At 73.8% G+C, this 19,139-nt stretch carries 20 protein-coding genes; 10 read left to right on the top strand and 10 right to left on the bottom strand.

Going from position 1 to position 19,139, the window contains the following annotated elements; all coding sequences use genetic code 11:
- Positions 1-46: 46 nt before the first annotated feature.
- The gene (locus ACQEVU_RS13845; RefSeq protein ID WP_433323355.1) at positions 47-196 is read right to left on the bottom strand and encodes a hypothetical protein; all 150 of its coding nucleotides are present in this window, start codon (positions 194-196) and stop codon (positions 47-49) included.
- On the bottom strand, positions 193-993 hold the full coding sequence (locus ACQEVU_RS13850; protein ID WP_433323357.1) for an alpha/beta fold hydrolase: 801 nt from the start codon (positions 991-993) through the stop codon (positions 193-195). Before ACQEVU_RS13850 ends, ACQEVU_RS13845 begins: the two co-directional genes overlap by 4 nt.
- Before the next feature lie 55 nt (positions 994-1,048).
- Between ACQEVU_RS13850 and ACQEVU_RS13855 the strand changes: the two genes are divergently transcribed.
- Positions 1,049-1,477, top strand: coding sequence for a MarR family transcriptional regulator (locus ACQEVU_RS13855; RefSeq protein ID WP_433323359.1), 429 nt, complete (start codon positions 1,049-1,051; stop codon positions 1,475-1,477).
- Positions 1,478-1,557: 80 nt separating this feature from the next.
- The gene (locus ACQEVU_RS13860) at positions 1,558-3,402 is read left to right on the top strand and encodes a PQQ-binding-like beta-propeller repeat protein (RefSeq protein ID WP_433323361.1); all 1,845 of its coding nucleotides are present in this window, start codon (positions 1,558-1,560) and stop codon (positions 3,400-3,402) included.
- Here the strand turns inward: ACQEVU_RS13860 and ACQEVU_RS13865 are convergent.
- The 4 genes from ACQEVU_RS13865 to ACQEVU_RS13880 form a co-directional block, all read right to left on the bottom strand.
- On the bottom strand, positions 3,399-5,297 hold the full coding sequence (locus ACQEVU_RS13865; protein WP_433323363.1) for a DNA recombination protein RecN: 1,899 nt from the start codon (positions 5,295-5,297) through the stop codon (positions 3,399-3,401). The two genes, ACQEVU_RS13860 and ACQEVU_RS13865, sit on opposite strands and share 4 nt — an antisense overlap.
- The gene (locus ACQEVU_RS13870; RefSeq protein WP_433323365.1) at positions 5,294-5,782 is read right to left on the bottom strand and encodes a hypothetical protein; all 489 of its coding nucleotides are present in this window, start codon (positions 5,780-5,782) and stop codon (positions 5,294-5,296) included. The genes ACQEVU_RS13865 and ACQEVU_RS13870 overlap by 4 nt, the downstream gene beginning before the upstream one ends.
- Complete coding sequence (locus tag ACQEVU_RS13875; RefSeq protein WP_433323367.1) at positions 5,779-6,753, bottom strand: hypothetical protein; 975 nt, start codon at positions 6,751-6,753, stop codon at positions 5,779-5,781. Before ACQEVU_RS13875 ends, ACQEVU_RS13870 begins: the two co-directional genes overlap by 4 nt.
- Positions 6,754-6,856: 103 nt before the next feature.
- On the bottom strand, positions 6,857-7,957 hold the full coding sequence (locus ACQEVU_RS13880) for an endonuclease/exonuclease/phosphatase family protein (RefSeq protein WP_433323369.1): 1,101 nt from the start codon (positions 7,955-7,957) through the stop codon (positions 6,857-6,859).
- A gap of 31 nt (positions 7,958-7,988) precedes the next feature.
- On the opposite strand from ACQEVU_RS13880, the gene ACQEVU_RS13885 reads away from it, so the two are divergent.
- Together ACQEVU_RS13885 and ACQEVU_RS13890 are read left to right on the top strand one after the other, a co-directional pair.
- Positions 7,989-8,636, top strand: a complete 648-nt coding sequence (locus ACQEVU_RS13885; RefSeq protein ID WP_433323371.1) for a CPBP family intramembrane glutamic endopeptidase — start codon at positions 7,989-7,991, stop codon at positions 8,634-8,636.
- A gap of 232 nt (positions 8,637-8,868) precedes the next feature.
- Positions 8,869-9,078, top strand: coding sequence for a tetratricopeptide repeat protein (locus ACQEVU_RS13890; RefSeq protein WP_433323373.1), 210 nt, complete (start codon positions 8,869-8,871; stop codon positions 9,076-9,078).
- 251 nt (positions 9,079-9,329) lie between these two features.
- Here ACQEVU_RS13890 and ACQEVU_RS13895 read toward each other — a convergent pair whose 3' ends face one another.
- Positions 9,330-11,216 (bottom strand): hypothetical protein, encoded by a 1,887-nt coding sequence (locus ACQEVU_RS13895; protein WP_433323375.1) that lies wholly within the window; start codon positions 11,214-11,216, stop codon positions 9,330-9,332.
- A 103-nt stretch (positions 11,217-11,319) separates the two neighbouring features.
- The gene (locus tag ACQEVU_RS13900) at positions 11,320-11,874 is read right to left on the bottom strand and encodes a TetR/AcrR family transcriptional regulator (protein WP_433323377.1); all 555 of its coding nucleotides are present in this window, start codon (positions 11,872-11,874) and stop codon (positions 11,320-11,322) included.
- A gap of 94 nt (positions 11,875-11,968) precedes the next feature.
- On the opposite strand from ACQEVU_RS13900, the gene ACQEVU_RS13905 reads away from it, so the two are divergent.
- The 3 genes from ACQEVU_RS13905 to ACQEVU_RS13915 are packed head-to-tail and all read left to right on the top strand — an operon-like array spanning position 11,969 to position 14,324.
- Positions 11,969-12,664 (top strand): SDR family oxidoreductase, encoded by a 696-nt coding sequence (locus ACQEVU_RS13905; protein ID WP_433323379.1) that lies wholly within the window; start codon positions 11,969-11,971, stop codon positions 12,662-12,664.
- A 7-nt stretch (positions 12,665-12,671) separates the two neighbouring features.
- On the top strand, positions 12,672-13,583 hold the full coding sequence (locus tag ACQEVU_RS13910; protein WP_433323381.1) for a glutathione S-transferase family protein: 912 nt from the start codon (positions 12,672-12,674) through the stop codon (positions 13,581-13,583).
- Positions 13,584-13,592: 9 nt separating this feature from the next.
- A complete protein-coding gene (locus ACQEVU_RS13915) occupies positions 13,593-14,324 on the top strand; it encodes an SDR family NAD(P)-dependent oxidoreductase (protein WP_433323383.1) in 732 nt (243 codons plus the stop codon).
- A gap of 4 nt (positions 14,325-14,328) precedes the next feature.
- Here the strand turns inward: ACQEVU_RS13915 and ACQEVU_RS13920 are convergent, their stop codons facing one another.
- Positions 14,329-14,892: a hypothetical protein gene (locus ACQEVU_RS13920; RefSeq protein ID WP_433323385.1), complete on the bottom strand. Its 564-nt coding sequence runs from the start codon at positions 14,890-14,892 to the stop codon at positions 14,329-14,331.
- A 23-nt stretch (positions 14,893-14,915) separates the two neighbouring features.
- Between ACQEVU_RS13920 and ACQEVU_RS13925 the strand changes: the two genes are divergently transcribed.
- The 3 genes from ACQEVU_RS13925 (at position 14,916) to ACQEVU_RS13935 (ending at position 17,736) form a co-directional block, all read left to right on the top strand.
- A complete protein-coding gene (locus ACQEVU_RS13925) occupies positions 14,916-15,563 on the top strand; it encodes a response regulator transcription factor (protein ID WP_433323387.1) in 648 nt (215 codons plus the stop codon).
- An 89-nt stretch (positions 15,564-15,652) separates the two neighbouring features.
- Positions 15,653-16,786 carry a DUF418 domain-containing protein gene (locus ACQEVU_RS13930; protein WP_433323389.1) on the top strand — a complete coding sequence of 378 codons (1,134 nt, stop codon included), beginning with the start codon at positions 15,653-15,655 and terminating at the stop codon, positions 16,784-16,786.
- A complete protein-coding gene (locus ACQEVU_RS13935) occupies positions 16,783-17,736 on the top strand; it encodes a sensor histidine kinase (RefSeq protein ID WP_433323391.1) in 954 nt (317 codons plus the stop codon). Before ACQEVU_RS13930 ends, ACQEVU_RS13935 begins: the two co-directional genes overlap by 4 nt.
- 126 nt (positions 17,737-17,862) lie before the next feature.
- Here ACQEVU_RS13935 and ACQEVU_RS13940 read toward each other — a convergent pair whose 3' ends face one another.
- Entirely contained in the window at positions 17,863-19,059 is a 1,197-nt protein-coding gene (locus ACQEVU_RS13940; RefSeq protein WP_433323393.1) for an amidohydrolase family protein, read from the bottom strand.
- Between the last annotated feature and the right edge of the window lie 80 nt (positions 19,060-19,139).

Consider the following 19,139-nt stretch of genomic DNA (forward strand, 5'->3'; position numbering starts at 1 on the left):
TCGGGCGGTGGGGGCGACCTGCCCGCACGGCCGCCCCGCCGACGGCTCAGGCGACGTTCAGCGCGCACATCGCGAGGACGAAGGCGAGGAAGAAGAACATGAAGGCGGCCCCGGCGGCGCCGCGCCCGCCGCGGATGAGGGTCCAGGCGGACAGCCCGAGGCAGGCGAACGCGGCCAGGGAGAAGAGGAGGTTCACGCCTCTTCCTGACGGACCGCCCCCGGGTCGAGCAGCTCGCGCAGGCGGGCGGCGAACGCCTTCGGGCGGAACACGTGCGCGGAGTGCCCGCCCTCGAACTCGGCGGGCTCGCGGCCCAGCCGGCGGGCCAGCGCCAGGACCGGCTCGGCGTGCGGGCGGCCGCGGCTGCTGCGCCCGACGGCCGGGATGACCCGCGGCGGCGGGCCGGCGAGCAGCGGGTCGAGGTACAGCCGGAAGCGGCGCGCGGCCGGGGCGTCGTGCGTGAGGAAGAACGTCAGGTTGGCCTGGCGCTGGGGCCCGGGGCGCGGGATGTCGGCGTCCGGCTCGCGGTCGGCCGGGTCGAGGCCGGTCAGCGCCAGGAACTGCGCCATCGCGGCGGGCACGCCGCCGTCGCGGAAGGCCGCCTCGACCGCCTCCTGGCGGGCCACGAACGGCGCCGGGTCGGCCAGAACCTGGGTCAGCGGCGGCTCGTGCGCGACCAGCGTGCGCACCAGGCCCGGATACCGGGCGGCGAGGTCCAGGCCGATGAGCGCGCCGATGCTCAGGCCGAGCACGTCGACCGGGGACTTCGCGTGGGTCGCGAGCAGCAGCGCCAGGTCGTCGGTGTGCGACTCGATGGTGACCGGGTCGTCGCCGGCGGGGCTGCGGGACAGGCCGCGCCGGTCGTAGGTGAGGACGGTGTACCCGCCGCCGGCCACCAGCTCGCGCACGAGCGCGGCGCTGCCGTCGGCGTCGCCGTCGCCGGGCTGGACGATCACGAGCAACCGGGGGCCGTCGCCCTGCTTCGAAACGTACATGCCGCGACGCTAAACCATCATTTCTGATGCATCAAGCCTGCTGTATTATGGAGGCGTGAACGGACTCGAACTCCTCGTGCTCGGCCGGACACTCATCCGCCTGGCCGGCGTCGCGATGCCGGTCCTCGGGTCCGAGGCGCTGCCGGCCAGCGTCCGGTCCGTGCTCATCGACGTCTCGCGGCACCCGGACAGCTCCGTCGGCGAGATCACGGCCCGGACCGGGTTCCCGCAGAGTCACGTGTCGGCGTCGATCGCCCGGCTGGAGGAGCACGGCGCGGTCGTCACCACGCCCGACCCGCGCGACCGCCGCCGCACCCTCGTGCGGCCCGCGCCCGACGACCGCGCCGGGCTCCTCGTCATCGGCGCCGACCCGGCCGACGAGGCCCTGCTCGAGGCGGTCGACGACCCGCGGGCCCTGCCCGAGGTCCAGGCGGCGCTGCAGACCCTCTACCGGCACCTGGTGCGGGCAGACCCGAGCGGCTGAACCGGCCGCGTCGCTGCCGGCTTTCCCATATGTCCGGATTTAGCGTGTACCCCGTGCAGGTGACCACACGGGGAAGCGTCTTGCGGCCATTTGCCGCGGCCGGGCTGCTGGTCGTGCCGGCGGCGGTGCTCACCGCCAGCGTCGCCGCCGAGCCGGTGCCCGTCGTCGCGCCGCCGTCCGAGTCGGCGGCCGGCGACGGCGGCCTGCGCCCGGGCGACCTCGTGCGCGGTGCGGCGTTCGACGCATCGGGGCGCGACGTCGTCGGGTACGACCCGACCGCCGACGTCCTCGTCGCGCAGACCCGCTCGGGTGCGGAGCTGGCCGGCCTCGACGCGCACACCGGCACCGTGCGCTGGCGCCGCGCGCTGGACACCGGCGGCGCGTACGGCACCGTCCTGTGGTCGCAGACCGACCTCGGCGGCGGCTCGGTGCTCGTCAACACGTTCCGGCGGGACACCAAGGCCGGTGAGCTGACCGCGCTGTCGACCCGCAACGGGGAGGTGCGCTGGCGGATGCCGCTCACCACCCGCACCGAGGCGATGGCGGCCGGCCCCGCGATCGTGGTCGGCGAGCCGGCCCGCGACTCCTCGTCGGCCCAGTGGGCCGACACCCGCGACGCGCCCGGCGGATCGGACGTCTCCGACCTGTCCGCCGACGCCCGCCCGCCCGCGCGGAAGGCGCGCGCCACGCCGAGCCCCGCCCCGACCATGGGTCCCCACCTGGAGCCGAGCCCGTCGCCCACCGCCCGCCCGCGCGGCAAGCCCGGCGCCAAGGCGACCGCGGAGGCGACCGCGGGCCCGCCCGCGACCGCCTCCGCCCGGCCGCGCGGCCGGGCGAACAAGAACGCGGTCCAGCCGACCGGCGGCCCGAGCGCCGGCGACGCCGCGACGACGGGGGCCGGCGACCCCGGGCGGTCGCGGATCGGGCGCGTCGACGAGGACGCCGGACGGGTCGCCGTCCGCGACGCCCCGCCGCCCGGCACGCTCACCGCCGTCGCGGCCGGGGACGGCGGCCGCCTGTGGACCGCCGACCTGCCCGAGGGCTGCGACCTGCGCGCCGCCGCCGGCGACGGCCGCACCGTCGCCCTGCGGGTCGCCTGCGACGGCGACGACCACCTGGAGATCCGCGACGCCCACAGCGGCGCCCTGCGCTCCCGGACCGACCTCGACGCCGCCGCCGACGACGGCGGCCTCGGCCTGCTCGTGCGCGACGGCGCCACGCTGGTGCGCGGGCCCCGCACGTTCGAGCTGTTCGCGCCGGACGGCCGGCACCTGGTGGACCGGGTCGGCGACGGCTGCGCCGAGTACTGCGACCTCGCCGTCGAGGGCGACGTCGCGATCGTCGCCCAGTCCGGCGGCAGCATCGACCGCACCGACGGCGCCCTGGAGGCGTTCGACCTGGCCGACGGCGCCGAGCGCTGGCGGGTCGAGCGGACCGTGCGCGCCCTGGTCCGCGAGGGCGGCCGCCTGTACGCCGTCGGCCCGGCCCCCGACCCGGTGCCGTTCCTCGCCGTGGCCGGGGTGGGGGAGCGGGGCGTGTCGCCGCAGTACGCCACCACGGTCCCGGCCGCCGCCACCCCGCAGCCCGGCCCGGCGCTGCTCGTGCGCTCCGGCGACGGCCTGGCCTGGTACCGCATCCGCCCCGTCGGGCGCCCCGCCGGCTACCTCGGCGGCGCCCCGACCCGCCCCGACCCGTGCGCGGTCCTGCCGGCCGCCGACGTCGCCGGGCGCCTCGGCCGGCAGCCGGTCACCGCCCACCGCGACGGCGCCGCCGCGTGCACGCTGACGTCCGCGAAGGGCGGCGTCGAGGTGAAGATCCTGTGGGCCGGGGTCGACGAGGCGTCGGCGATCCAGCGGTACCGCATGATCGAAGGCGACGGCGTCCAGCGCTTCGGCACCGTGGTCGTGAAGATCGAGAAACTCTAGAAATCGTCGTCGATCAGGCCGTAGGGCGGCTGGTCGGCCCGCCGCGAGTAGCGCACGATCACGTCGTCCGCCGCGGTCGGCGGGGGCGCGTTGTCGGCGACGACGACCTGCGCGCCGACGCCCCGGCCGGCCAGCCAGTCCTCGATGTGGCGGTAGATGCGCTCGATCGTCTGGCCGTCCTCGAGGTCGCCGAGTGCCCCGAGGTTCTTCTGCGGGCTGTCCAGCAGCAGGAACCCGGGGTGCGACGAGCGCGACTCCCAGGCGGTCTCGAACATCGCCAGCTGCCAGGCGAGGGCGATGAGGGTGCGCCCGCCCGAGGACGCGGCGGTGTAGGGCTCGCCGCGCACGTACGGCGTGAGGTCCTCGGCCAGGTAGGCGTCGGCGAGCTTCGGGTACCGGAACTCGGCCAGGATGGCGCGGTAGCGCTCCCCGACCCGGCGCACGACCGCGGACCGGTCGGCCCGGCGGGCCTGCGTGCCGGCCGCGGCGAGCTCCTCGCGGTCGGCGGCGACCTGGTCCATCATCTGCAGGATGCCGGTGGCGCGCCGCTCGAGGCTCTGCACGAGCCGCAGGCCGGAAACGGCCCGTTGCAGGGTGGCGGCCGCCTCCTCGCGGCGGCGGGCGATCGCGTCGCGCTCGGCCAGCAGCGGCGTGACGGCGTGCGCGGTGGCGGCGTCGACGTCGGCGGCGGCCCGCGACTCGGCCTCCTGGGCCCGCGACGCCGCCGCGCGCAGCCGCGGGATCTCCCGCTCCAGCTCCTCGACGTAGCGGGTCAGCTCGGCCAGGCGGGTCTTGGCCGAGCGCAGCTCGCCCGACACGTCGACCGGCGCGACCGGGAACCGGCAGGCCGGGCAGCGCTCGTCGGCCGCGGCGAGGGGCGCCTGGCATGACGCGCAGACGTCGGCGGCGGTCTCGAAGAGCCGGTCGGCCTCGGTCAGCATCGTCCACTTGCTCACGTCGTCCGCGTAGCTGCCCCGCAGCGGCACCATGCGCTGCAGCTGCGTCTCGCGGTCGCGCAGCTCGTTGGCGGCGAGCAGCGCCGCGCGGGCCGCCTCGTGGTGCCGCTCGCGCAGGTCGGCGGCGAAGCCGGTGGCGGCGCGGGCGCGGCCGTCGAGGTCGGCGAGGGCCTGCGCGCACGCGGCCAGCTCCTCCTTCGCGCTGCGGTGCAGCGCCTCGAGGTCGTCGCGGCCGCCGACGTGCTGCTCTTCCACGAGCTGCTCGGCCGCCCGGTAGGCGGCACGGGCCGCGGCCAGGTCGGCCTCCACGGTGCGGATGCGCCGGCCGATCTCCACGGTGTGGTCGTCGTGGACGTCGAAGACGACGTCGACGACCTGGCGCAGCTTGAGGTGCTTCATCGGGACGCTCTCGAACAGGAGGTCCTTGCCGTCGAGGCGCTCGTTGGGCAGGAAGCACAGCCACATCAGGTCGCGGAAGCTCAGCGGGTCGTCGACGTCGTGGGACAGCCGCACGCCCTGCAGCTTGCAGTGCGACAGCAACAGGCTCGACAGGCTCTCCGGGTGCCCGGCGGGGCGCAGCGGCCGGCGCACCCGCGGCGCGGCGCCCGGCTCGTCGAGGCGCCCGGCGCGCACGTAGGCGAACATCGACGGCTCGCCGACGGCGCGCTCGATGAGGTACGGCGAGCCGGACAGCTCCACCTCCAGCGTCGCCGACTTGACCTTGGGCGTGATCTCCGGGTGCCGCGGATGGTCGCCCGCGCCGAGGCAGTAGTCGACGAACTCGAGGATGGTGGTCTTCCCGGTGCTGAACGCGCCGGCGAGGATCGACAGGGGCCGGGGGGTGTCATCGGGGGCGCGGAAGTCGACGTCGTAACCGCGGTCCGCGCCGTGCAGGCGCAGGCGTCTGATCCGGATGCCGTGGGTGCGCAAACCGATCATGGCACGTCCTTGACTGGGACGGGAAGGAGCCACTGACGCAAGCCCTCTCGAAGCTTACGACCGCTGAGGCGCCGGAGCCGCCGGATGACGATGCGTACCGCTGTGATGTATGACTGAGCATACATTGCCGTGAATCGGCTGGCCATGGTCGCTCCCTCCTCCGTCAGGCGATACGTCACCCTCCCGCCCGCCGCGACGGCCACCTGCCCGCGGGCCACGAGCGCGCCCAGGTCGCGGCCCAGGTGCAGCTGCGCGGTCACGAACCGCTGCGCGGGGCTCTCGTAGGCCAGGCCCCGGTCGTCGAACCCGGCCAGCCGCAGCGCGGTGCGGTCCGGGTCGTCGCCGGCGCGGGCCAGCAGCAGCGGGTGCCCGGCGAGGAACTCGTAGACGCCGAGCCGCTCGGCGTCGAGGCCGTCCTCGCCGGCCGCCTGCAGGACCAGTAACAGCCGCACCTGCCGGAACGCGGTCAGATCCTCCGGGCTCATATCAGCTCCCGCCAGTGCGTCACCCAACCGGCCCGGCGCTGCTCGACGACCCGGTGCATGAGCCCGCACCGGTGCACCGGCCCGGCCCGCAGCTGCGCCGGGAACGCGGTGGACTCGCGGATGTCGTGCATGACGGCGGCGTGCAGCCCCGGCAGGCGCGGGTCGGCCGGGTGCCTGGCCACGTGGTGGTTGAACCCGGCCTCCCAGATGCCGTGCACCATCCCGTCGGCCTCGTCCAGGGCCTCCACCTCGGCCGGGACGCGCTTGTCGAGGATCTCCCGCGCGAGCAGGTCGGCGTTGAAGAACTCCCGCTTCGCCGCGCCGACCTCGAGGTGCCCGGCCGCGCGCAGCTGGCGCACGAACAGTGCGTGCTCGAGGGCGTCGGAGTCCTCGGGATCCAGATCATGCAGCGGTACCCGAGGTGCCTGCACGGGCCCCGGATGCGCCGCATAGGGGTCGTAGAAGTGCCGGCGCACGTGGGCGCAGTCCGGCTTGATCAGCAGGTTGCGCAGCGTGTTCTCGTGCCACAGCTCGATCTGCACGCCGGTCTCGCGCTGCCGGCGGGCCCGCCAGTTGTCCCACCACTGCGCGGTGGGCGCGTCCATGCTCGCCGGCACGCACAGCACCCACTGCGCCAGCCGGTAGCCGTTGCGGGCCGCGGCGGCGACCGCCGAGTCGAACGACTCCCGGATCTGGCTCTGGTGCGCGCGCGTGACGATCGGCCAGAAGTACTTCGACTGCCAGATCACGACGAGCCCGGACAGCTCGCCGAGCAGGATGTCGATGCCCCAGTCGCCGGGGTTGGCGCTGATCGCCCGCGCGCCCGGGTAGATCGCCGCGAGCAGCATGGCGAGCATCTGCTCGAAGTCGTCGCGCGCGCCGGCGAGGTTGCCGGCCCGCAGCTGGTGCGCGGCAAAGTTGATCGGGGGCTCGCCGGAGGCAAGGCTGGTGGAAGCCGCGGTCGCCGTCATCTCCCCTCGCCCTCTGACCCCCAGACGCGATCATCTATGGCCAAGGTTTTCACGCGGGGCGATGTAACCGCTACTGTGAGCACAAATTTCACCGAATGTGAGATCACAGTTTCTTCAGATCGATGTCCGCATAGACGGCGGCGTGGTCGGAGCCGGCGTGCACGGCCCGGGTCATCGTGTCGTAGATCGGCCACAGCACGCCGTTGCGCCCGCCCCACACGCCCTTGCGCTGGATGCCGCCGCCGGTCGCGGCCGCGAACAGGGCCGGGGACAGCAGCACGTAGTCGAGCTTGTTGCGGGCGGTGCAGGAGCCGTACGTCCCGGGCCGCCCGCCGTCGTCGAACCCCGGATGCGTCGAGACATCCCGCAGGTCGGTGTCGCGCAGCAGCGGCGCCAGGGGCTCGCTCTCGGGTGTGTCGTTGAGGTCGCCGAGCACCACCACGAACGGCGTGCGCTGCGCCTCGTAGATCTTCTTCGCCTGCAGCGCCTGCCGCCGCCGGGTCGCATCCGAGGCGATCTTGCCGCCGTAGCCTTTGCTCTTGAGGTGGTTCACCAGCACCACGAGGCGCTCGTCGCGGCCGGGCAGCGCGAAGTGGTACTCCGGGCAGTCCCGGCTGAACACCCGCCCGCGCTCGTCCTCGTCGTCGACGTGGGTCCGCTGCCCGACCAGCGGGAAGTCCTCAGTGGACATGACGCCCACGTCGATGCCCCGCTCGTCGTTGCCGTCCATGACCATGATGTGGCGGTACAGCCCGCGCAGCCCGCCCTCGGTGAACCGCTTGAGCGCGTGCCGGCTCTCCGCCTCGATCACGCCGAGCACGTCGGCCCGCACGTCGAGGATCACCCGCGCGGTGTTGACCAGCGCCAGCTCGTCGCAGCGGTCGGTGGTCAGCTCGACCCAGCCGATCCAGTCCGCCCGCCCGCCGGCCACGACCTCGACCCGCCCGTCGCGCGCCCGCCGCAGCAGCCGCCCCCGGTTCTGCCGCAGCCGCGCAAACTTGGCGAGGTCGCCGTTGCGCAGCCCCAGCTTCGCGAGCTCGCGCAGGATCTCCCGCTTGATCTCGTCGGTGTAGACCGGCTCCTCGAGCAGCTCCCCGGCCCGCGCGAACGCCTCCAGCACCGGCCGCCCGGCCGCCCAGGTCCGCTGGTCCAGCGCCCGGGCCCGGTTGAACAGGTTCTCGACGTTGTAGCTGGCGATGCGCATCAGCAACGAGATTAGGGTGTGATTGTCACCTATGGGTGACACCGTCGCCCGGATGGTCGCCGAGTTCATCCTTGTGTTCGTCGCGCTTCCCGTGGCGTTCGCCTTCGTCCACGTCCCCGGCGGCCCGATCCCGGTCCTGCTGCTGCTGACGACCGCGGTGGTGTGGTACATCCGCCGCTCGAAGGATTTCGACCGCGGCGCCCTCTGGCGCTCCGCGGCCCTGCGCCCCGCGCTCCCGTCGATCCTGCGCCTGTGGGCGCTGGCCGCCGTGGTGGCCGTCGCCGCGGTGTGGCTCTTCGACCGCGAGCACCTGTTCGACCTGCCGAGGCACAGCCCGGGTCTGTGGATCCTGATCGTGATCGCGTACCCGGTGGTGTCGGTCTATCCGCAGGAGCTGCTGTTCCGCGCCTTCCTGCTGCACCGCTACGCGAACCTGTTCCGCCGCAACGACCGCCTGGCCGCCGCGGCGAGCGCCGTCTCGTTCGGCCTGGCCCACCTGCTGTTCGGCAACCCCATTGCGGTGATCCTGACCCTGGGCGGCGGCTGGCTGTTCGCCCGCCGCTACCAGCGGACCCGCTCCCTCCTCGTGGTCTGCGCCGAACACGCCGCCTACGGCCTGCTCATCTTTACCGTCGGCCTGGGCCGCTTCTTCTACCACGGCACCCACTTCGCATCGTGATGCATCCTCTCGGACTGCCAGCAATAGGCGATCATGGAAGCAGTTTGCGAATTGCGACCTGCCTGCCGCTCTGCTAATGGCTGATACCCGACTCGCCTCGCCGTGCCGCGGTTAACCAGCAGCTCGGCGCGTTGGCATATCGTCGCGGCGACTTCGCTGAGTCCGAACACCGCTACCGGCAAGCGCTCACCATCCTTGAGCAGCACGGCGACCGGGCTGGCCTCGCTACCGTTTGCGATCCCTTGCGATCGAAGAGCAGCTCGGCGACAGAGCCGGTATGGCTACCGGTTACCACCAGCTAGGTGTGCTCGCCCAGGCACAAGGGGATTACGCGGAGGCCGAGCGGCGCTATCAGCAGTCCCTGACTATCAGTCAGCAGGTCGGCAATCGGTCGTCGACTGTGAAGTCGACGACGACCGCGCGGCGTCGATGCTGGCGTTAGTGTGGTCTTGGTGGCGAGGGTATCGACCACATCGTGAGGCAGAGGTGCAGGGCGACGTGCCCGGGGCCGGTCGCCGCCGGCGACCGCTACGACCACATCTTGCCAGCGTCCGGGCCTCGGCCGGCCCGTGAGCCGCCACAGTCGGGCCACGTGACGATGGACGACCTCCAGGGGTCCGACGGCCGGACGCGCCGTGGGCGACCGGCCTGCTCGCGACCTGCCGGGCCAACGGCGCGCGGTAGCGCCGGCAGTCACAGCTCGCCGAGGTACCGGCCCCGGTTGCGCCGCGCGGTCCGGATGAGCGAGACGGCGAAGCCGATGCCGCCGCCGGCGAGGAGTACCACGCCCACCGCGGTGACGAGGACCGAGTTGGGGTTCGACACGTCCGGCGCCGTCGGCGTCTTGAGCCGCATCGCGTCGACCGCGAGGTCGCTGAGGGCCGGATCGGTCGCCCCGCCGCCGGGCGCCGGCTGGGTCGTCGGGTCGGGCGGCGGCGCACCGGTGTCGACCGGCTGACTCGGCGGCGGCGCCTGCCCGGTCTGCGGTGCGCGGGTCGGCTGGGCCTGACCGGTCTGCGGCGGATGGGCCGGCTGCGTGGTCTGCACGGGCTGCTGTACCGGCTGCGTGGTCTGCACGGGCTGCTGTACCGGCTGCGTGGTCTGCACGGGCTGCTGTACCGGCTGCGTGGTCTGCACGGGCTGCTGTACCGGCTGCGTGGTCTGCACGGGCTGCTGTACCGGCTGCGTCGTGTGCACCGGCTGCTGCACCGGCGGCGTGGTCTGCACGGGCTGACGCGTGGGCGGCGGTGGGGCGAAGGCCGACATCGAAGGCGAGGGGGACGCCGAGGCCGGGGAGGGCGACGGGGTGGGCGGCGGCGGAGTCGCGAAGCGGGCGCTCACCACGACGCCCTTGCCGTCGGTGGTCACGGTGACCGGGTTCTTCGTCCGCAGCAGCCCGGGGCAGCCGAGCGCGTCGTACGCGCCGCTGAACCGCTGGGCCAGGAACGTGAAGAGGCTGTTGGCGGCGGCCGGATCGGGCGAGGCGGCGCGGACGGTCAGGCTGCGGTCCAGCTCGATCCGGTCCGCGCCGACGCGCAGCAGGTTGGCGCAGTACGCGGTCGGCGTCTCGGTCGCCGGGTCGATCGGCCGCTGGTCGACGCCGGCGCGGTACAGGTCGGTCTTCGCGGTGCTGGGCCGGTCGCCGGACTTCGTCATCGGGTCGGACGTCGGGACCATCGCCACGGGCGCCGCCTGGTGCGCGGCGGCCTGCAGCTCGTTGAGGGCGAGGGCGGTGGCCGGGGCGCCGGCGTCGGCGAGGTCCGGCGCGCGGTACGGCGAGCAGCCCAGCGCCGGGAAGACGTGCGCGTCGAGGAGTGCGTTGTCGCTGCCGTTGACCTCGATCCGCGCGCCGCGCTTGCCGAGCGCGGCCCGGTTGGCGGCGGTGTTCTGCGCGGTCGTGCCGTCGGCGAGCACGAGGTACGTCGTGGTGACGTTGTCGCTCTGGTCCATGTCGACCAGCCCGAAGTCGCGCGTGGTCGGGCACGGCCGGCCGTCGGCGGCGGTGCCCAGGCCCGGGACCTCGAGCCGGCCGGCGGCGATCGCGGCGTTGGCGGCGGCGAAGAGGGCGGGAGCGTTGCAGTACGCGAACTGGCCGAAGATCGATTTCTGGTCGCCGTTGACGCAGTGCCCGGCGGCAAGGCTGTCGCGGTCGCCGGCCAGCCGCAGGTTGTCGCCGTTGAAGCCGAACCACAGGCCCACCACGGCGCCGGGCGGGAGCTTGGGCGCGACGGGGGCCGCCGCGGCGCGGCCGCCGTCGTCGACGACCAGGGGGTTGTACACCGAGATCGCGCCGCTGGCCGGGTCCACGATCGTCGCCTGCACGAAGGCGGCCGAGCCGGCGTCGGCCTCGTGGCACGGCGCCTTGAGCCGGTACGGCGTGGCGAGGCCCCGCGCGCTCAGCGGGTCGGCCGGCACGACGAGCGTGCAGCCGACCTCGGCGGCGTCCTGCCCGGCGTTGGCGGCCTGGGTGAGCCCGAGCCCGCCGAACGCCGCGACCAGGGCGGGCAGGCCGAGCATCAGCAACGGCCGCCATGCCTGGTGGCGCGGGCGGTCGGCTTGTGCGCTCCGGTGACCCGGCATCGCGGCTCCTTCGGCGACCTGACGGCAACGGGCCGACCGTACCGCCGTGAACCGGTCGCGAAATGTCCGCGAAGCAAGGCATAACGGTGATTTAAAGCGGTCCTCAAGTACTTCCCAGCAGCCCGGTCGCGGCGCGCAGCGCGAGGCCGTCCAGCGGGGCGGCCCGCATCACGGCGCGCACCGCGGCGCCGTCGAACAGCATCGTGAGCTGGGCGGCCAGGAACTGCGGGTCGGGTGCGCCGAGCGACACGGCGTGCTGGTGAAAGTACGACTCCAGCTCCCGCTTGAACGCAAGCGCGACGCCGCTGGCGGGATGTGCGGGGTCGTGCAGCTCGATGGCCGTGTTGACGAACGGGCAGCCGTGGAACGCCTGCGCCGCCGTGCGCTCCTCCAGGCGGGCGAACACGTGCAGGATGCGCTCGCGCGGGGGCATGTCCGCGGCCGGATCGGGGAAGTACGACGCGACCGACGCCGGGCCGTGCACGCGCAGCGCCTCGGCGATGACCTCGTCCTTCGTGGTGAACAGCGCGTACATCGACCGCTTCGACACGCCGGCCGTCTGGCACAGGCGCTCCACGCCGACCGAGACGCCCTCGGCGTAGAAGAGCTGGGCGGCGGCGCGCAGGAGGCGTTCGCGGGGCGGGGCGGTCGAGGTCACACCAGCAGGTTAGCGCGCGGCTCGACAAACGGACACCGATCGGTTTACGGTGGTGGAAACCGATCGGTTTCCAGACTCACGCAAGGGGAGAGACATGCAGATCGAGAACGCGGTCGTGCTGGTCACGGGCGGCAACCGGGGGCTCGGCAAGGCATTCGTGCGGGAGGCGCTGGCCCGCGGCGCGCGCAAGGTCTACGCGGCGGCCCGCGACCCGCGGTCGGTGGACACGCCGGGCGCCACGCCGCTCGCCCTCGACGTCACGGACCCGGATTCGGTACGCCGGGCCGCCACCGAGGCCGGCGACGTGACCCTGGTCGTGAACAACGCCGGCATCAGCACCCGGCAGAGCCTGCTCGACGGCGACCTCGACGAGGTCCGGCGCGAGTTCGAGACCAACTTCTACGGCCCCGTGCTGGTCACCCGCGCGTTCGCCCCGGTGCTGGCGAACAACGGCGGCGGGCACCTGCTCAACGTCCACTCGGTGCTGTCGTGGATCAGCTACGCCACCTCGTACAGCGCCGGCAAGGCCGCGCTGTGGCAGGCGACGAACGGGTTCCGGCTCGAGCTCGCGCCGCAGGGCACCGGCGTGACCGGGCTGCACGTCGGGTACATCGACACCGACATGGCCGCGACCGTCGACGGGCCGAAGGCGTCCGCCGAGGACGTGGCCCGGCAGGCGTTCGACGGCGTCGAGGCGGGCGCGTTCGAGGTGCTCGCCGACGACATCACCCGCACCGTGAAGCGCGGGCTGTCCGCCGACCCGGCGGCGCTGTACCCGCAGCTGGTCTAATGGGGACGTGAGCGGCGAATACCAACGCGACTCGCGGTACATCGGCACCCGCATCACCGCCGACGGCCGTGACGGCTATCCGGTCGAGCCGGGCCGCTACCGCCTCGTGGCAGCCCGCGCGTGCCCGTGGGCCAACCGGGCGATCATCGTGCGCGAGCTGCTGGGGCTGCAGGACGTGCTGTCCCTGGGCCTGTGCGGGCCCACGCACGACGAGCGCAGCTGGACGTTCGACCTCGACCCCGGCGGCCGCGACCCGGTGCTCGGCATCGAGCGGCTCCAGGAGGCGTACTTCAAGCGCTTTCCCGGCTACGAGCGCGGCATCACGGTCCCGGCGATCGTCGATGTGCCCACCGGCGAGGTGGTGACGAACGACTTCGCCCAGATCACGCTGGACCTGTCGACGCAGTGGCGGGCGTACCACCGCGAGGGCGCGCCCGACCTCTACCCCGAGGCCCTGCGCGCGGAGATCGACGAGGTCAACGCGGTCGTCTACCAGGACGTGAACAACGGGGTGTACCGCTGCGGGTTCGCGAAGGACCAGAAGTCCTACGAGGACGCCTACCACCGCCTGTTCGCGCGGCTGGACTGGCTCTCGGAGCGCCTTTCGCGGCAGCGGTACCTCGTGGGCCCCTCCATCACCGAGGCGGACATCCGGCTGTTCACGACCCTGGCCCGGTTCGACGCGGTGTACCACGGCCACTTCAAGTGCAACCGCAGCAAGCTCAGCGAGATGCCGGTGCTGTGGGCGTACGCGCGGGACCTCTTCCAGACCCCGGGCTTCGGCGACACCATCGACTTCGCGCAGATCAAGGAGCACTACTACGTGGTCCACCGCGACATCAACCCGTCCGGCATCGTCCCGGTCGGCCCCGACCCGTCCGGCTGGAACGACCCCCACGGCCGCGAAGCGTTCGGTTAGGTTGCCGGCATGGAGCAGATCACGATCGTGACCGGCGGCAGCCGGGGCATCGGCGCGGCGACCTGCCGCCGCCTGGCCCGCGACGGGCACCGGGTCGTCGTCGGGTACCGCAGCGACGAGCCCGCCGCGCAGAGCGTCGTCGACGCCGTGACCGCGGCCGGCGGCACCGCGATCGCCGTGCGGGCCGACACCGCCGACGAGCAGGACGTCGCCGCGCTGTTCGCCACCGCCGCCGAGCGCCTCGGCCCGGTCACCGGCCTGGTCAACAACGCCGGCGTCGCCTCCGAGCTGACCCGCCTGGCCGACCTGAAGACCGAGGACCTGCGCCGGGTCATGGACATCAACGTGATCGGCGCGTTCCTGTGCGCCCGCGAGGCGGCCCGCGTGATGACCGCGGGCGGCGCGATCGTCAACGTCTCGTCGACCGCGGCGACGCTAGGCAGCCCCGGCAACTACATCCACTACGCGGCGAGCAAGGCCGCCGTCGACGCCCTGACCCTGGGCCTGGCGAAGGAACTGGCCGCCGACGGCATCCGCGTCAACGGCGTGGCCCCCGGCTTCGTCGACACCGAGATCCACCAGCAGTCCGGCGACCCGGACCGCGCGACGAACGTGCTGTCCCGCATCCCGGTCGGCCGCCTCGGCACCCCGGCCGAGATCGCCGAGGCGATCGCCTGGCTGCTGAGCCCCGCGTCGTCGTACACGACGGGCGCCACCCTCCGCGTAGCCGGCGGCCTCTGACGCGTCACGGGAACGCGGCGTTGTAGAGGTCGTTGCGCTGCTCGAAGTGGGCCTCGCGGGTCAGCCGCCCGGCGGCCAGGTCCTCGTCGAGCCGGCCGATCCGTGCGAGCACGCCGACGGCGTCGCACGGGTGGGGCGCCGGCGAGGCGGGCCGGGACCGCAGCTGCTCGTGCAGCTCCCGCAGGCTCGGCGGGGTGCCGGCGTCGATCCGGGTCGTCAGCACGAACCGGCCCGGGTCCGCAGGGTCGTACCAGGCCGCCATCGGCTCGCCGAACCACGGCACCGCGAGGTCGGAGACGAAGAGGTCGCGGGTGGCCGTGAACGGCTCGGAGCCGTCGGCCGGGGCCAGCCGGACCGTGACGCCGACCACCGGATCGCCGCGGAAGGCCTCCTGGCGGTACGCCACCCACATCACGCTCGCCTCGGCCGGCTGTCCCGCGGCGTACCGCCCGGGCCTGCCGGCGCCGGCGCGTACGCTGCGGAAACGGCGGATCGCGTACACGGACAGGGCGAGCATCGCCGCGCCGGCGCACGCGAAGCAGGCGATCGGCCACCACCACGGCTCCACGCGCCGCACGATAATCTAGCCCCGTGCGTGTGGTCGTGGCGGAGGATCTGGCGCTGCTGCGCGACGGGCTGATCAGGCTCCTCGAGGCGCACGAGTTCGAGGTCGTCGCCGCCGTCGGCACCGGCCCCGAGCTGCTCGCGGCGCTGCTCGAGCACCGGCCCGACGTCGCCGTGGTCGACGTGCGGCTGCCGCCCACCCACACCGACGAGGGGCTGCGGGCCGCGCTCGCCGCCCGGGCGCAGATCCCCGGGCTGCCGGTGCTCGTCCTGTCGCAGTACGTCGAGCGGCTCTACGCCCGCGAGCTGCTCGCCGACGGGCGCGGCGGGATCGGCTACCTGCTCAAGGACCGCGTCTCCGACGTCGCCGACTTCGTCGATGCCGTGCGGCGGGTGGCCGGGGGCGGCACGGCGCTCGACCCGACCGTGGTCGCGAAGCTGCTCGACAGCCGCGAGCGCACGCTGCCGCTGGACCGGCTCACGCCGCGGGAGCGGGAGGTGCTCGGCCACATGGCGCAGGGGCGCTCCAACGCGGCGATCGGGCACACGCTGTACATCACCGAGAAAGCCGTTGCCAAGCACACCAACAACATCTTCGCCAAGCTCGGGCTGCAGTCCTCCGAGGACGACAACCGGCGGGTGCTGGCGGTCCTGGCGTACCTCGAACAGGAGTAAGAGCAGGAGGAAGTACGGGTACTGGTACCACCTTCGCCGGGGTAGCACCGTCCTGGATACGAAGGCCGCGAATGGCGAGGCTTTCGGGCATGACGACGACGGTTCTCGAAGCGCCGGTCCGGCAGTCCGAGCGGTCCCTGGCGCCGGATCTCGCCCGCGGGGCGATGCTGCTGTTCATCGCGCTGGCCAACGCCTCCAACTTCGCGTTCGCGGGGCAGCCGGGGCTCGACCCGGCGCCGCACGGGTTTCTCCAGCGGGCCGCGAACTTCCTCATGGCGACGTTCGTGGACAGCCGCGCCTATCCGGTGTTCGCGATCATGTTCGGCTACGGGCTGGTGCAGCTGGCCCGCCGCAACAGCAACCGGGTGCTCCTGCGCCGCAACGCCGCCCTAATCGTGTTCGGGGTGGTGCACGCCACGCTGCTGTACTTCGGCGACTTCCTTGGCGCGTACGGCATCGTCGGCATCATCGCCACGCTGCTGCTGGTGCGCCGCGGCGACCGCGTCCATCGCGTGGTGCTGTGGCTGTGGGTCATCCAGACGGTGGACGCCGCGATCCTGATCGTCATCGCCCTCGTCGGCGCCCACCGCGGTACCGCCGGCCTCGTCAACAGCCCGAACCCGTCCCTGTCGGCCGGCTCGTACGCGCAGTCCATGCTGGACCGCATGGCCGAGTGGCCCGTGCACACCGCGACCGTGCTGCCGTTCATCGTGATCGTGTGGCTCGGCATCTGGGCCGCCCGCCGGCGCGTGCTCGAGGACCCGGCCGCGCACCGCCGCCTGCTGCGCCACACCGCGATCTGGTCGCTCGGGTTCTCCACGCTCGGCGCCCTGCCCTACGCGCTGGTCTGCGCCGGCCTGCTGCACGCCGACGCCGGTACCGTCGAGGCCATGGCTCGAGTCCACGCGGTGACCGGCGAGTACGGCGGCCCCGGCTACATCGCCCTCTTCGGCCTGGCCGCGCTGCACCTCGGCCGCCGCCGCCCGCGCGCCCTGGCGCCGGTGGTCGCGCTCGGTCAGCGTTCCCTCAGCGGGTACCTCCTGCAGTCCGTCTGCTGGCTCGCGCTCTTCTCCCCGTGGGCGCTGCACCTGGGCGGGACCTGGGCGGCGGCGCTGGCCGCGGTGCTCGTGTGGGCCTTCTCGGCGCTGGCGGCGCAGGCGATGGCCGACCGCGGCTACCGCGGCCCGGCCGAGACGCTGCTGCGGAAGTTCGCGTACCGGTGAGGCCCCTGGTGCGCTTCGCCCTGGCCGCGGCGCCCTGCGTCGCGGCCACGGCCGTGTGGGCGTCGATCGGCGGCGGCTACTTCTGGCCCCGCTGGGTGTACTTCGGCGTCGCCGCGATCGCCGCCGCGGCCCTGCTGGCGTCCCGCGTGCGCCGCCCCCTGGCGATCTCCGGCGCATTCTGCGCGTGGCTCGCCACCGTCGACGTCACCGTGTGGGTGCTCAGCGGCGGCGGGTACTTCTGGCCGGCCTGGACGATGCTCGGCCTGTGCGCCCTGTTCGGCGCCCACGTGTGGATCCACCGCCGGGAACGCAATCTCGCCGAGCGCGTCGCCGCCCTGCTGCGTTCCCGCCGCGGGGCCGTGGACCGCCAGGCCGCCGAGCTCAAGCGGGTCGAGCGCGACCTGCACGACGGCGCCCAGGCCCGCCTCGTCTCCCTGTCGCTGACCCTGGGCCTGGCCGGCGGCCTGCTGCGCCGCGACCCGGACGCCGCCGCAAAGCTCGTCGAGGAGGCCCGCGCGGCGGCCGTCGCGGCCCTGTCCGACCTGCGCGCGGTCATGCACAGCATCCACCCGGCGGTGCTGGCCGACCGCGGCCTCGGCGACGCGGTCCGCGCCCTGGCGCTGGACCTCGCCGTCCCGGTCACGGTGGTGGGGGAGTCGCCGGCGGAGCTGCCGACGGCGGTGGAGACGGCCGCGTACTTCGCCGTCGCCGAATGCCTCGGCAACGTCGTCAAGCACACGACCGCCACCCACGCGACGGTCACGTTCTCGCCCGATCCGCGGACGCTGCGCATCACGGTGTCGGACGACGGCGCGGGCGGCGCCGATTCGGGGGCCGGCACCGGGCTGCGCGGGATCGCGGACCGCCTCGACGCCGTGGACGGCACCGTGCGCATCGACAGCCCGCCCGGCGGCCCGACCCGCGTGACCATCACCGCGCCGACCCGATAAGCCAGGCGCTGGCGCGCCTTGCTCGCCGCGCCGCCCCGATAAGTCGGGCGCTGGCGCGCCTTGCTCGCCGCGCCGCCCCGATAAGTCGGGCGCTGGCGCGCCGCGACTTATCGGACATTTCACGATTTAACAGTCCGTCGCGCGAAGCGCGAGTGAAACGGCGGCCTCGCGGAGTTTGGGGAGGTCCAGCGTCGTCAGGTGGCCGGCCCGCTTCACGATCCGGCCGTCGACGATCACCGTGTGCACGTCGGACGACCGTGACGTCGTGACCAGGGCGGCCGCCGCGTCGCCGCGCACGTGGGCCAGCCCGGACAGCAGCACCAGGTCGGCGCGAAGCCCCGGGGCCACCGCGCCGACGCTCGAGCCGAGCCCGATCGCCGCGGCGCTGTCCGCCGTCGCCGCCGCGAGTACCGGGCCCGCCGGCGCCATCGAGGACGTCTCCGCGCGGTGGCGGCGCAGGGTGTCGCGCAGCGGCTCGAAGAGGTCCGGCGGGGCGTTCACGACCACGTCCGTACCGAGGCCGCAGCGACCGCCCGCCCCCGCGAACCGCGAGTACGGCGACGCCCCGTGCCCCATCGTGCCCTCCACCACGGGCGTCACCGTCACGCCCGCCCCGGTGTCGGAAAGCAGCCGCGCCTCGTGCGGCGTCATCGCGTTGACGTGCACGAACTGCAGGTGCGGCCCGAGCAGACCGGCCGCGTGCAGCCGGTCGAGGGGCTCGTCCGCGCCGCCGGCCATGTGCATCGACGTCATCAGCCCGAGGCTCCGGGCGAGGCGGATCTGGCGCGCGGCCTCGTCCCCGGCGCCGTACTGCGGCCCCAGGATCGCCAGCCCGCCGCGCACCCGCCCGTCCAGCCCCGCCAGGAACTCGGCGTCGCCGTCCTGCCCCGGGCCGCCGTGGGCGACGACCGCGCGGATGCCGGCCGTGGCGTACGCGTCGAGCACCGCATCCAGGTGCTCCCGCGACTTGGCGACGTTGCACCAGTCGACGACGGTCGTGATTCCGGCGTCGAGGGCCTCGGCCGCGCCCAGCAGCGTGGCCAGGTGCGCGTCCGCCGGCGTGTACGCGTCGAGGGCCCGCCCCAGCACCGCCCCGAAGTAGTCGGTGAGCGTCATGTCGGCGCCGATGCCGCGCAGCGGTGCCTGCCAGACGTGGCGGTGCCCGTCCACCAGCCCCGGCGCGACCACGAGCCCGGTCGCGTCGACGACCTCGTCCGCGACGGCGTGCGGCTGCCGCCCGACGGCGACGATGGCGCCCCCGTCGACGAGCACGTCGGCCGGCTCCCCGGAGACGAGCCGCCCGCCTGTGATGAGCAGTTCCATGGTGTACCTCCAAAGCTTTTCTAAAAGCTATATGAAAAGCTTTCGTAGGCACAAGTCGGCTCCCATGACTTCCAACGGAC

The sequence above is a fragment of the Dactylosporangium sp. CA-139066 genome, from assembly GCF_050936175.1.
Lineage (GTDB): Bacteria > Actinomycetota > Actinomycetes > Mycobacteriales > Micromonosporaceae > Dactylosporangium.